The sequence below is a fragment of the Streptomyces sp. DSM 40868 genome (assembly GCF_011820545.1).
In the GTDB taxonomy this organism is placed as follows: domain Bacteria; phylum Actinomycetota; class Actinomycetes; order Streptomycetales; family Streptomycetaceae; genus Streptomyces; species Streptomyces eurythermus.
The window spans coordinates 6,198,135-6,209,613 of record NZ_CP050504.1 but is presented as its reverse complement, the minus strand read 5'-3'; the positions used below and the strand labels follow the sequence as shown (position 1 = coordinate 6,209,613).

The following is an 11,479-nucleotide window of genomic DNA, read 5'->3' as shown; positions in this document are numbered from 1 at the left end:
AAGCCGCAGGTCATCAGCCGCCCGGCAGCTCCAGATCGCTCTTGTTCAGCTCCTCGATGTTCACGTCCTTGAACGTCAGGACGCGCACCTGCTTGACGAAGCGAGCCGGCCGGTACATGTCCCAGACCCAGGCATCGGCCATGGTGACCTCGAAGAACACCTCGCCCTGAACCGAGTGCACCTGCATCTCGTAGTCGTTGGTGAGATAGAAACGCCGCTCGGTCTCGATCACGTATTTGAACAGACCGACGACATCTCGGTACTCCCGGTAGAGCTTCAGCTCCATCTCGGTCTCGTACTTTTCGAGGTCCTCGGCGCTCATGGCATGTTCCCCTTCAGCCGTGCGTCCCACCATTGTGCGCCAGTCCGACGATCCCTCAGACGATTTCCGTGTCGAGGGTCACGGGCCTGGCGGGGGGACCTTCGACGAGCAGCGTGCGCAGCAGCTCGGCGAGTCTGGTCGGGTACACCGTCTCATGCGCCCGGGCCAGTTCCCCACACGTCCACCAGCGCGCTCCGGCGACACTGCGCCGCTCGAGCTCCGTCAGCCCCGTCGCCGCGGTGGCCGTCTGGCTGGTGCGGGCCAGGTAGTACCACTCGTCCTGGTCCCAGCGGCGGCCCGCGAACGGGAACGAGCAGCGCCGCCGCCAGAGCACGGGGCCCAGTTCGACATCGGTGATGCCGGTCTCCTCCGCGAGTTCCCGCAGCGCGGCCTCCTCGCGCGTCTCGGTGCCCTCCAGTCCCCCGCCGGGCGTGAACCACCAGTCGTCGTCCGGGTCGTCCGGCTCGTGCCCGTGCAGGAGGAGGATGCGGTCCTGAGGGTCGAGCAGCACCACCCGCGCCACCTTGCGCGGGCCGCCCGGGCCGCCCGCACCCTCGTACGTCCGGTCGTCCTCGTGCGGCTCCCCCGTCGGCCGCGTCGTCTCAGCGGGCACCGGCCGTCTCCGTACGGGTCGGGGCGGTGCGGGAGCGGCCGAGGCGGGCCGCGACCGGGCCGTAGGCGCCACCGCCGAGGACCAGGACCGCGCCGGCCACGATCAGCACCTCGATCGTGCGCAGCGGGCCCGGCTCGGAGAGGGCGCCCAGCGTCTCGAAACCGGCGGGGCGCTTGAGCATGCCCTTCCAGGGCCAGACGACGGCGTCCACACGGGCCGAGACCGCGTCGCGGGAGACGGTGCCCCGCGCCGCCTCGCTGAGGTGGGCGGTGGAGTCCAGGGAGCCCTGGCGTTCGTCGCCGAGGAGGAAGAGCCGGCCCTCGGGGACGGTCACCGTGCCGAAGCCGTTGAGCTCGGCCAGGCTGCCCTTGGGTAGATAGGGCTCCTCGATCGGCTTGCCGTCGACGGTCAGCTTGCCGTCGGTGCAGCAGGAGACGGTGTCCCCGCCCACGGCGACGACGCGCTTGACCACCTTGGAGTCGGCGACCCAGTTCTTGTCCTCGAAGACGACCACGTCACCGCGTCGTACCTCGTCACCGTCGACCCGCTGGGCCAGCACCCGGTCGCCGATGGCGATGGTGGGCGACATGGAGCCGGTCGGGACGGTGTAGGGCCGGTAGACCAGCGCCGCCCACGCGAAGCCGCCGAGGAACATCACCAGCCCCAGCGCCACCGCGAGTCCGGACAGCCGCTGCCCGAGCCGGCCGCCGCCGGTCCGTGCCGTGCCGGTGCCGCCGCCCGACGGGGCCGTACGCGTCATGCTCTCGCCACCCATGGACCCGCACCCTACCCGGCGGTACCTAGCGGAGGCAGCCCTCCGTGACCTTCTTCGGGTGGGCCCGGTCTCGGTCTGTCCGGCGTCACAGCTCGCCGGTCGCCACCGGCCCTCGCGCCCCCGCCGCCTCGCTCTCGTTCCGCCGACGGCGCCACAGCGCCACCGGCAGCACCGCCGCGGCGGCCAGGCCCTGCGGGGCCGCCGTCAGGGACGCGGCGGCGGAGGACTGCCGGTCGAGGCCGGGCTGGTCGAAGGTGTCGGGGACGGGCAGGGTGCCCCAGCGGTTGATGGGCCAGGCCTTGACGATCGCGCGGCCGACGACCTTGTCCACGGGAACCATGCCGTGGTTCTTGTCGGACTGGTTGTAGCGGGAGTCACGGGAGTTCTGGCGGTGGTCGCCCATCACCCAGATGTAGCCCTTGGGGACCTTCACCGTGAACTGGCCGCCCTGGTCGTCCACGCTGCACGGCGTGTTGCCCGGGTAGACGTACGGCTCGTCCAGCGGCTTGCCGTTGACCTTCAGCGGGCCGCTGTTCTTGCACTCGACCGTGTCGCCGCCGACTCCGATCACCCGCTTGATGAGGTCCTTCTCCTCCGCCGAGGGCATCAGGCCGATCCAGCTGAGGACCTTCTGCACCGGGTTCGGGGTCGGCGTCGGCTCGCCCGCCAGCCAGTTGTCCGGGTCGTGGAAGACGACGACCTCGCCGCGCTCGGGCTCGGAGCCGAACCACGGGGTGAGCTTGTCGACCAGGACGCGGTCACCCTGCTGGAGGGTGTTCTGCATCGAGTCGGACGGGATCGAGAACGCCTGCACCAGGAACGTCTTGATCAGCAGCGCCAGGACCAGCGCGATGCCGACCAGGATCGGCAGCTCCTTCCAGAAGGAGCGCGACTGCCTGGGCCCGCGCGTCCCCGTGACCGGCGCCGCGGTCCCGGCGCGCGGCTCGCCCTCCGGCGTGCCCTCGTCGCCGTCCGCCCGGCCGTCACCGGAGTTCACGGCGCCGTCCGGTACGGGAACGTCCTGTCCCCCGGGGTGCCCGCGGTGCTCCTCGCCGTCGTGCCCCGACCGTGCGCCAACCGCCACATCCCCCACGCCAACTCCTCACTCTGTGCCGCTGCCTGCCCCACACACTGCGCAGGCCCACCACTCCCATAACGAGCGGGAGTTCCGCAGGGGTCGCAAGCCGTGTCATTCCATTCCGATTCTCCGGGGCAACCCTATGCGACACCTGGGGAGCGGCGGCCGTCCCCGACGCCGAGTCGGGGACGCTTGCGAAGGTTTTAGGTTCCGTCAGGCGCGTCCAGTGTCCGACCGGCCAGCCGATGACCATGGCGCGGCCGACGACCGAGTCCACGGAGACCGTGCCGCCGTAGGGGGTGTCCTGGTGGGAGCGGGAGTCCGCGGAGTTGCCCCGGTGGTCGCCCATGACCCACAGCCGGCCCTCGGGGACGGTGATGTCGAAGGGCGTGACGGACGGCTGGTCCCCCGGGTAGAGGTAGTCGCCCTCGGTGAGCGGCACGCCGTTGACGGTGACGCGCCCCTGTGCGTCACAGCACCTCACATGGTCACCGCCGACCCCGATGACCCGTTTGATCAGGTCTTTCTCGTTGTCGGACGGCAGCAGGCCGATGAAGCCGAGCCCTTCCTTGAGCTGTTTGAGGACGACCGGGTCGCTCTTCTTGGCGGTCTGCTCGTCCTGGAGCCAGCCGCCCGGGTCGTGGAAGACGACGACGTCCCCGCGCTCCGGTTCGGCGCCGAACCAGGGGGTGAGTTTGTCGACCAGTACCCGGTCGCCGATCCGGATCGTGTCCTCCATGGACCCGGACGGGATCACGAACGCCTGGACGAGGAAGGTCTTCAGGACGAGCGCGATGAGGACGGCGACGCCCACCAGGAGGGGGATCTCCCGGACGGCCGAGCGCCGGCGCTTGCGCTTGACCTTGCGCTGGAGTCTGCGGCGCTCCGCGCGGGTGCGGCCGCCGCCGGGCGCGGAGGTGCGGCGGGTCCCGGTGGGCAGCGGATCACCGGCGGGGCCGGCGGGCCCCCCGCGGGGCTTGCCGCGGTTACCCATGGCCGCCCTCCGCCGGGACGTCGGGCACGCGCGCGTAGGCGGACGGCCGGGTCAGGTGCGTCCAGTGGCGGTACGGCCACAGGATCCAGTCGGCCCGGCCGATGACGTCCCCGACGGGGATCATGCCGCCGCCGGGCGAGCCGAGGTGGTCGCGGGAGTCGCTGGAGTCGCTGCGGTGGTCGCCGAGGACGAACAGCCGGCCCGGAGGGACGACGACGTCGAAGGGCACGCTGGAGGCGCTGTCCCCCGGGTAGAGGAACGCGGTCTCGTCGACCGGCCGGCCGTTCACCTCGAGCCTCCCCCGCTTGTCGCAGCAGACCACATGGTCTCCCCCTACCCCGACGACCCGCTTGACGTAGTCGGCGTCGCCGAAATACCCCGTTCCGTCGAACACGATCACGTCACCGCGGCGCGGCTGGGCTCCGAAACGGTACGCGACCTTGTTCACGAGGACACGGTCCCCGATCCGCAGCCCCTGCTCCATGGATCCGCTCGGGATCTGGAACGGCTGCACCACGAAGGCGTTGAGGACCAGCAGGAACGCCAGGCCGGTGAGGAGGGTGAGGGTGATCCGGCCGCCCGGGAGCCAGTCGGCGAGCCGGGCCGCCCACGCGAAACGCGACCGGCCCTCCGCCCCCGGGGAACCGGGGTGGGAGGAGCGGTCGCGTTGCGTCGGCTGTGCTTCGGTGTCCATCGGGGCCAGATGCTATCCGGCCCCGCTGTGAACCGTCAGAGCGCTCAGTTCTCGCGCTTCTCCTTGATCTTCGCGGCCTTGCCGCGCAGCTCACGGAGGTAGTACAGCTTGGCGCGGCGCACGTCACCCTTGGTGACCAGCTCGATCTTCTCGACGATCGGGGTGTGCACCGGGAAGGTGCGCTCGACGCCGACGGAGAACGAGACCTTGCGGACCGTGAAGGTCTCGCGGACACCGGAGCCCTGGCGGCGGATCACAACGCCCTTGAACTGCTGCACACGGGAGCGGTTGCCCTCGATGACGCGGACGTGGACGTTGACGGTGTCACCCGGGCGGAAGGCCGGGATGTCGCTGCGCAGCGACGCGGAGTCGACGGAGTCGAGCAGGTGAGACATTTCGTCTGCTTTCCTCGCTGATGCCACAGGTCATCAACGGAAACTAGGGGTTCCAGGAGGACTGCCGTGCGGGTCGGGGCGGGCGTCGTGTCCCCCTGTGGCAGGGGCGCTCGCCGGACGGACGCACAACAGCGGCCTATTCTTCCACGCCCTCGGCGCGGCGCCAAAATCGGCCGTACGGCTCCCCGGCCGGGTCCGGTTCCCAGCCCAGGATGGAGAGCATCTCGCGGTCCTTCTTGTCGAAGGCCTTGGGGTCGCAGCGCTCGATCAGGTCGGGCCGGTTGGCGGTCGTTCGCTTCAGCGCCTCGTCGCGGCGCCAGCGGGCGATCTTCCCGTGGTGGCCGCTGAGCAGCACCTCGGGGATGTCCCGGCCGCGCCAGACGGGCGGCTTGGTGTAGACGGGGCCTTCGAGGAGGTTCGCCATCGCGCCGGGGGCGAAGGAGTCGTCGCGGTGGGACTCGGCGTTGCCGAGGACGCCGGGCAGCAGCCGGGCGACGGCCTCCGTGACGACCAGGACGGCCGCCTCGCCGCCGGCCAGGACGTAGTCGCCGATGGAGACCTCGTAGACGGGCAGGCGGGTGGCGTACTCGTCCATGACGCGCCGGTCGATGCCCTCGTAGCGGGCCGGTGTGAAGATCAGCCAGGGGCGTTCGGACAGTTCGACGGCCAGTTCCTGGGTGAAGGGTCGGCCGCTGGGCGTGGGCACGATCAGCGCGGGGGCGTGGGCGCCGGACTCGTAGCCGTCGGCGAGGACGGTGTCGAGGGCGTCGCCCCAGGGGTCGGTCTTCATGACCATGCCGGGGCCGCCGCCGTACGGGGTGTCGTCCACCGTGTTGTGCCGGTCGTACGTCCAGCCGCGCAGGTCGTGCACGTGGACGTTCAGTTGCCCGCGCGCGCGTGCCTTGCCGACGAGGGAGACGTTCAGCGGTTCGAGGTACTCGGGGAAGATCGTGACGACGTCGAGCCTCATGCGTCCTCGTCCCTGGCGGAGGCGATCTCGGCGCGGTCGTCGATCAGGCCGGGCGGCGGCGTGATGACCGCGCGCTGCTCGGCCAGGTCGATCTCGGTGACGATCTCCTCCACGAACGGGATCAGCACCTCGCTGCCGTCCGGGCGCTCCACGATGAACAGGTCCTGCGAGGGCAGGTGGGAGATCTCGGTGATCCGGCCGACCTCCGTGCCGTCCTCGGTGACCACGTCCAGGTCGATCAGCTGATGGTCGTAGTACTCGTCCTCGCCTTCGGGGAGCTCCTCCGGGTCCACCTCGGCGATCAACAGGGTGTTGCGCAGGGCCTCGGCCGCGGTGCGGTCGGTGACGCCCTCGAAGCGCAGCAGGAGGCGGCCGCTGTGCACCCGCCCCGTGGCGATGGTCAGCGGTCCCGCCGAAGGGGGATCCGTGGCGAGTACGGCGCCGGGGCCGAGCCTCAGTTCCGGCTCGTCGGTACGTACCTCGACGGTGACCTCGCCCTTGATGCCATGGGCACGGCCGATCCGTGCGACTACCAGCTGCACCTGTCCAAATCTCCTGTCATACGACTGCGGGCCGGGGACGGCCCAATGGCCCTCCCCGGCCCGAGCCGGTTGCGATGAAGCGTCAGCGGACGTCGTCCACGTCGACCAGGTCGACGCGGACACCGCGACCGCCGATGGCGCCCACGACGGTACGCAGGGCGCGCGCGGTACGGCCGTTGCGACCGATCACCTTGCCGAGGTCGTCCGGGTGGACCCGGACCTCCAGCACGCGTCCGCGGCGCAGGTTGCGCGAGGCGACCTGCACATCGTCAGGGTTGTCGACGATGCCCTTCACGAGGTGCTCAAGCGCCTCTTCGAGCATGCTGCTCAGGCCTCGGTCGACTCGGACTCAGCCGCGGCCTCGTCCTTCTTCTCAGCCTTCTTCTTCTGGGTGATGGCCTCACCCTTGCCCTCGTCGTCACCGCCGAGAGCCTCGAACGACGGACGGGCCGGCTTGGGCTCGGCGACGAGCAGCGGCGCGGGAGCCGGCTCGCCCTTGAACTTCTGCCAGTCGCCGGTCTTCTTCAGGATGGCGAGCACGGGCTCGGTCGGCTGCGCGCCGACACCGAGCCAGTACGCCACACGCTCGGCGTCCACCTCGATGACCGACGGGTTGTAGGTCGGGTGGTACTTGCCGATCTCCTCGATGGCCCGGCCGTCACGGCGGGTACGGGAGTCGGCGACGACGATGCGGTAGTGAGGCGAACGGATCTTGCCCAGACGCTTCAGCTTGATCTTGACTGCCACGGGAGTGGGTTCTCCTGGAATTGACGTGGTTGGGCACGGCGAGACGCCGCGTGGGGTTGCGGTACCCGAGTGCCCGATGGACGCGTCAGCCGGAGGAGAGAGGGGTCCTGTGCGGCTGTCGAGTACAGCTAGCCATTCTGCCATACCCAGCGGGCCGCTTCCGGCCGAGGGTGGTGAGCCGGGTGCGGGGCAGGGTACAGCGGCACCCGGCGTGGAGGTGAGGGCACGTCGGGTGCGCTGCCCGGTGCGGTGAGGTCGCCGCCCGCGGTCCGGCAGCCACGAGATGCCGGTGTCCGCGCGCCGCGCCTACGCCGCCCCCATGACCTCCGGGATCCTGAACGGCTTGCCGCAGCCGCCGCAGACGATGGGCGCCTGGGCGAGGACCGACGGGACGACCCGGACGTTGCGCCCGCAGTCGCACACCGCCTTGACCCGGACGCCGCCGCCGGAGGAGCCGTGCCGGGCGGCCGGACCGCGGAAGGTGCGGGAGGTGTCGGCGGAGGTGGCGGCCAGGTGGGCCTTCAGCGCGCGCTGCAGCCGCTCGATGGTCGGGCGGTAGCGCCGCTTCGCCTCGGCGTTGAGCGTGACCAGGGAGAAACCGCTGCTCGGGTGCGGCTCCTCGGGGTGGTCCAGGCCCAGCTCCTCGGCGATCGCGAGGAAACGACGGTTGTGGTAGCGGCCGGCCCGGGAGGTGTCCCGGATGCCCCGGGCCGCGGCGATGCCGTGCACCGCCTCATGGAGGAGCCGTTCGAAGGAGAGTTCGTGACCACACGCGGACGACGACTCTCCGATCAGGGACTCCGGTGCGGCCAGGTCCGGCAGCTCGGGGTGGTGCCGCTGAATGTCGGCCCACGCCTGCGCCAGCTCTGCGGCGAGAACAGGTGGTGTCTGTGTCTGTGTCGTGCTCACGTAATGACAACGAGCGGGGGTGCCTCTGTGTTCCTATTCCGGGGCATCCCAAATAATTTGCACGTACCCGTCAGTTGCCGCTGATGCGTCCTGACGAGGGCGGGTGCGCTGATCTGCGGAGAAGCGTCACAGCTCCGCCCAAGCTGGTGCGTAGTCCGCGCTACGCACCGCCGGTGGGCCCGGAGGCGACGAGGGCCGTCGGCAGCGGGAGCCGCATCCGGCCGTTCGCGGCCCGCCGTGCCGTCCCGGCCGGCGTCCCGCCCGCGCGACGTTACCGCGTGCCGCCGCACCGCCCGCCACCGGCCCGCCCCCGCCGGCACCGGCCGCTCCCCCGTCCGCGGCCACCGTACGGCCCGCCAGGTTGCCGGAATGTGAATTCTCGCCACTCCCGCGTACAGGGCCCAAGCCGGACCCCGAAACCCCTGGACGACATCGCGGGCCCGGAGTTACCTGGCATACGTGGGAAGTGCGCGCGCACGGCACGGGGGCCACGCGACCGAATACAGGCGACGAACCGTCGGCGGATTGGGGCGCTTCTATGACATCTACGCTCGTGCGGCAGCACGTGGCTCACGCGGACCCGGCACCCCGCGTGGACTTGAGCGCACGCGCGCGTGACTGGTCCGAGATCCAGGAGCGGATGCTCGTACCGCTCTACGAAGCCGTCTACGACCGGCTCGACGTGGGCCCCGGAAGCCGGCTGCTGGGCCTGCGCTGCGGGGCCGGGCTCGCCCTGCTGCTGGCGGCCGCCCGGGGCGCCGCGGTCACCGGCGTCGACTCCGCCTTCCCGGAACGGCTCGCCCTCGCGCGCGCACGCCTGCTGCCGGACGGCCCACCCGGCGCCGCACGCGCGCGTACGGCCCCCCGACTCCTCGGCGAACCACCCGCCGAACCGGCCGGCGGGAGACCGTACACCCTGGTGACCGTCTTCGACCCGGGCGACGGGGACGGGCTCGGCGAGCTGCTCGCCGCCGCCCTGCCGCTGGCCGCGCGCGGGGCCGCCGTGGTGCTGGCCGGCTGGGGCCCGCCCGAGCGCTGCGCCACCTCCGCGGTGCTGCGCGCGGCCGCCGGCCTCGCCGACCCGCTGCCCGGCGCCGGCGGCTGGCGGCCCGCCCGCCGCGACGACCTGGAGGAGGCCGCCGCCCGGGCCGGGCTGCGGCCCGACGGCTCCGGCCGGGTCGCCTGCCCGTTCGGCTACGCCGACCTGGACAGCGCCGTACGGGGACTGCTGTCGACCGGCCTGTTCGACGCGGCGATCGAGGCGACCGACGCCCGGCAGGTCGACAAGGAGCTGACGGAAGCCCTGCACCCGCACCGCCGCCCGGACGGCACGGTGTGGATGCCGAACGTCTTCCGCTACCTGGTCGCCCGGGTGCCCTAGCTAGGTCCTGTCGTCGGTGTCCTTGCCCAGGCGGGTGATCCCGGCGATGCGGTAGGCGTCCGCCTCCTCCAGCGTCTCGTTCTCCAGCAGGGCGTGCGCGAGCGCGTCCAGCTGCCCCCGGTGGTCGCGGAGCTTGCGGCGCGCCTCCTCGTAGCACTCGTCCACGATCCTCCGCATCTCCGCGTCGATCACATCGAGGGTTCCCGGGGCGGCGGCGAGGCCGTAGGCCTGCTGGGCGTCGTTCGGCAGCGCGGACAGCCTGCCCACCCGCTCGCTCATGCCCCAGCGCGACACCATGCCCCGGGCGATGCTGGTGACCTGCTCCAGGTCGCTCTCGGAGCCCGTGGTGATCACCCCGTAGACCACCTGCTCGGCCGCCATTCCGCCCAGCGCGCCGATGATCCGGCCGCGCAGGTACTCCTCGGTGAACGCGTACTTGTCCGATTCGGGCGTCGACAGCGTGACGCCCAGCGCCCGGCCGCGCGGCACGATCGTGATCTTGCGGACCGGGTCGGCGCCCGGTTGCAGCATGCCCAGCAGCGCGTGCCCGCTCTCGTGGTACGCGGTGCGCCTGCGCTCCTCCTCCGGCATCACCAGCGAACGCTCCGCCCCCAGCTGCACCTTCTCCAGCGCCTCCGACAGGTCGGAGCCGGTCACCTGCCGCTGCTTGCGCTTCACCGCGAGCAGCGCGGCCTCGTTGGCCAGGTTCGCCAGCTCCGCGCCCGTCATGCCCGGTGTCGTACGGGCCACCTGGGCGAGGTCGACGTCCTCGGCGAGCGGGATCTCCCGGGTGTGGATGCGCAGGATGGCCTCGCGTCCGCCCCGGTCCGGCGGCGAGACCTGCACCACCCGGTCGAAGCGGCCCGGCCGGGTCAGCGCCGGGTCGAGGATGTCGGCGCGGTTGGTGGCGGCGATCACGATCACGCCCTCCGAGCCGGAGAAGCCGTCCATCTCGGTGAGGATCTGGTTCAGCGTCTGCTCGCGCTCGTCGTGGCCGCCCATCGACGCGCCGCCGCCGCGCGCCCGCCCGATGGTGTCGATCTCGTCGATGAAGATGATCGACGGCGCCACCTTGCGGGCCTCCGCGAACAGCTCCCGTACCCGGGAGGCGCCCACGCCCACGATCATCTCGATGAACTCCGAGGCCGAGGCGGAGAAGAACGGCACGCCCGCCTCGCCGGCCACCGCCCGCGCCAGCAGCGTCTTGCCGGTGCCGGGCGGGCCCGCGAGCAGCACGCCCCGGGGCATCTTGGCGCCCATCCGGCGGTAGGCGTCGGGGTTCTTCAGGAAGTCGACCACATCGTTCAGCTCGGCCTCGACCTCGTCGATGCCGGCCACGTCGGCGAACGTGGTCCGCTTCTCCCCCGGCACCAGCTCCACCGGCTTCGGCGGCGCCTTGCGGCCGAGCATCCCGCCCGCACCGCCGAGCCCCGCGCTCATCCGCCGCGCGATGAACACCCACACGGCGATCAGCAGCAGCATCGGCGCCAGCGAGATCAGCAGGTTGGCGAGAAAACTGCGGTGCTGCACGACCGGCTCGGCCGTGACGGTGACCTTGTGCCGGGTCAGGTTCGTCCACAGGTCGTCGTCCGCGAACGACGGCCGCTCGGTGTTGAACTTGGTGTACCCGCCGCCGCCCTCCGGGTTCTTCCGCTCCTTCTTGAGCTGGCCCTGGATGGAGTCGCCCTTGGCGTAGATCTTGTCGACGTTGCCGGCGTCCACCTGTCTGCTGAACTCGGTGTACGAGATCGTCGGCTCGTTCGCCTGGTCGACGTACGACAGCACCAGGTTGGCGATCAGGTACACGATCAGCGCGGTGAGGATGAGCCGCCACCAGCCGCCGCGCATCCCGCGCCCGCCGGGAGGCTGCCGCGGCGGCTCCTCCGGGGCGCCCTCGGTGCGCCAGGGCTGGTCCGGCGACCTGCGCGACGGAGCGGGGTTGGTCATACCGGGACGGTACGACACCGTCCGGGCACCGGCATGCGCAAGGGCCGCCACCGCCCATGCGCGAGGGGCGCCCTTCCGGCGGAAGGACGCCCCCGACGACGTACGGGCCGGT

The 11,479-nt window shown here is 71.5% G+C and carries 14 protein-coding genes; 1 reads left to right on the top strand and 13 read right to left on the bottom strand.

Annotated features, from left to right (window positions below; translation table 11 throughout):
* Positions 1 to 13 precede the first annotated feature (13 nt).
* From HB370_RS28385 to HB370_RS28330, 12 genes are all read right to left on the bottom strand, one after another.
* On the bottom strand, positions 14 to 322 hold the full coding sequence (locus HB370_RS28385) for a DUF2469 domain-containing protein (protein ID WP_014675276.1): 309 nt from the start codon (positions 320 to 322) through the stop codon (positions 14 to 16).
* Positions 323 to 377: 55 nt separating this feature from the next.
* A complete protein-coding gene (locus HB370_RS28380) occupies positions 378 to 845 on the bottom strand; it encodes an NUDIX hydrolase (protein WP_208974536.1) in 468 nt (155 codons plus the stop codon).
* Positions 846 to 924: 79 nt separating this feature from the next.
* On the bottom strand, positions 925 to 1,710 hold the full coding sequence (gene lepB, locus HB370_RS28375) for a signal peptidase I (protein ID WP_030785113.1): 786 nt from the start codon (positions 1,708 to 1,710) through the stop codon (positions 925 to 927).
* Between the two features lie 85 nt (positions 1,711 to 1,795).
* Positions 1,796 to 2,803, bottom strand: coding sequence for a signal peptidase I (lepB, locus tag HB370_RS28370; RefSeq protein ID WP_078637571.1), 1,008 nt, complete (start codon positions 2,801 to 2,803; stop codon positions 1,796 to 1,798).
* Positions 2,694 to 3,782 (bottom strand): signal peptidase I, encoded by a 1,089-nt coding sequence (gene lepB, locus HB370_RS28365; protein WP_030785119.1) that lies wholly within the window; start codon positions 3,780 to 3,782, stop codon positions 2,694 to 2,696. The genes lepB (HB370_RS28370) and lepB (HB370_RS28365) overlap by 110 nt, the downstream gene beginning before the upstream one ends.
* Positions 3,775 to 4,476 carry a signal peptidase I gene (lepB, locus tag HB370_RS28360; RefSeq protein ID WP_030785122.1) on the bottom strand — a complete coding sequence of 234 codons (702 nt, stop codon included), beginning with the start codon at positions 4,474 to 4,476 and terminating at the stop codon, positions 3,775 to 3,777. Before lepB (HB370_RS28360) ends, lepB (HB370_RS28365) begins: the two co-directional genes overlap by 8 nt.
* A 44-nt stretch (positions 4,477 to 4,520) precedes the next feature.
* On the bottom strand, positions 4,521 to 4,871 hold the full coding sequence (rplS, locus tag HB370_RS28355) for a 50S ribosomal protein L19 (RefSeq protein WP_030785125.1): 351 nt from the start codon (positions 4,869 to 4,871) through the stop codon (positions 4,521 to 4,523).
* 136 nt (positions 4,872 to 5,007) lie between these two features.
* Positions 5,008 to 5,841 carry a tRNA (guanosine(37)-N1)-methyltransferase TrmD gene (trmD, locus tag HB370_RS28350; protein WP_030785127.1) on the bottom strand — a complete coding sequence of 278 codons (834 nt, stop codon included), beginning with the start codon at positions 5,839 to 5,841 and terminating at the stop codon, positions 5,008 to 5,010.
* On the bottom strand, positions 5,838 to 6,383 hold the full coding sequence (gene rimM, locus HB370_RS28345) for a ribosome maturation factor RimM (protein WP_030785129.1): 546 nt from the start codon (positions 6,381 to 6,383) through the stop codon (positions 5,838 to 5,840). The genes trmD and rimM overlap by 4 nt, the downstream gene beginning before the upstream one ends.
* Before the next feature lie 82 nt (positions 6,384 to 6,465).
* Complete coding sequence (locus tag HB370_RS28340) at positions 6,466 to 6,705, bottom strand: RNA-binding protein (RefSeq protein WP_030612780.1); 240 nt, start codon at positions 6,703 to 6,705, stop codon at positions 6,466 to 6,468.
* A 5-nt stretch (positions 6,706 to 6,710) separates the two neighbouring features.
* Positions 6,711 to 7,130, bottom strand: a complete 420-nt coding sequence (gene rpsP, locus HB370_RS28335) for a 30S ribosomal protein S16 (RefSeq protein WP_030785131.1) — start codon at positions 7,128 to 7,130, stop codon at positions 6,711 to 6,713.
* A gap of 306 nt (positions 7,131 to 7,436) precedes the next feature.
* The gene (locus HB370_RS28330; protein ID WP_030785132.1) at positions 7,437 to 8,039 is read right to left on the bottom strand and encodes a hypothetical protein; all 603 of its coding nucleotides are present in this window, start codon (positions 8,037 to 8,039) and stop codon (positions 7,437 to 7,439) included.
* 538 nt (positions 8,040 to 8,577) lie between these two features.
* Between HB370_RS28330 and HB370_RS28325 the strand changes: the two genes are divergently transcribed.
* Entirely contained in the window at positions 8,578 to 9,420 is an 843-nt protein-coding gene (locus tag HB370_RS28325; protein WP_208974451.1) for an SAM-dependent methyltransferase, read from the top strand.
* Here HB370_RS28325 and ftsH read toward each other — a convergent pair whose 3' ends face one another.
* Entirely contained in the window at positions 9,421 to 11,367 is a 1,947-nt protein-coding gene (gene ftsH / locus HB370_RS28320) for an ATP-dependent zinc metalloprotease FtsH (protein ID WP_030785136.1), read from the bottom strand.
* Between the last annotated feature and the right edge of the window lie 112 nt (positions 11,368 to 11,479).

Coding starts and splice junctions, on each gene's coding strand:
- HB370_RS28385 (WP_014675276.1), bottom strand. CDS start 322: ATGAGCGCCGAGGACCTCGAAAAGTACGAGACCGAGATGGAGCTGAAG.
- lepB (WP_030785113.1), bottom strand. CDS start 1,710: ATGGGTGGCGAGAGCATGACGCGTACGGCCCCGTCGGGCGGCGGCACC.
- lepB (WP_030785119.1), bottom strand. CDS start 3,782: ATGGGTAACCGCGGCAAGCCCCGCGGGGGGCCCGCCGGCCCCGCCGGT.
- lepB (WP_030785122.1), bottom strand. CDS start 4,476: ATGGACACCGAAGCACAGCCGACGCAACGCGACCGCTCCTCCCACCCC.
- rplS (WP_030785125.1), bottom strand. CDS start 4,871: ATGTCTCACCTGCTCGACTCCGTCGACTCCGCGTCGCTGCGCAGCGAC.
- trmD (WP_030785127.1), bottom strand. CDS start 5,841: ATGAGGCTCGACGTCGTCACGATCTTCCCCGAGTACCTCGAACCGCTG.
- HB370_RS28340 (WP_030612780.1), bottom strand. CDS start 6,705: ATGCTCGAAGAGGCGCTTGAGCACCTCGTGAAGGGCATCGTCGACAAC.
- HB370_RS28325 (WP_208974451.1), top strand. CDS start 8,578: ATGACATCTACGCTCGTGCGGCAGCACGTGGCTCACGCGGACCCGGCA.
- ftsH (WP_030785136.1), bottom strand. CDS start 11,367: ATGACCAACCCCGCTCCGTCGCGCAGGTCGCCGGACCAGCCCTGGCGC.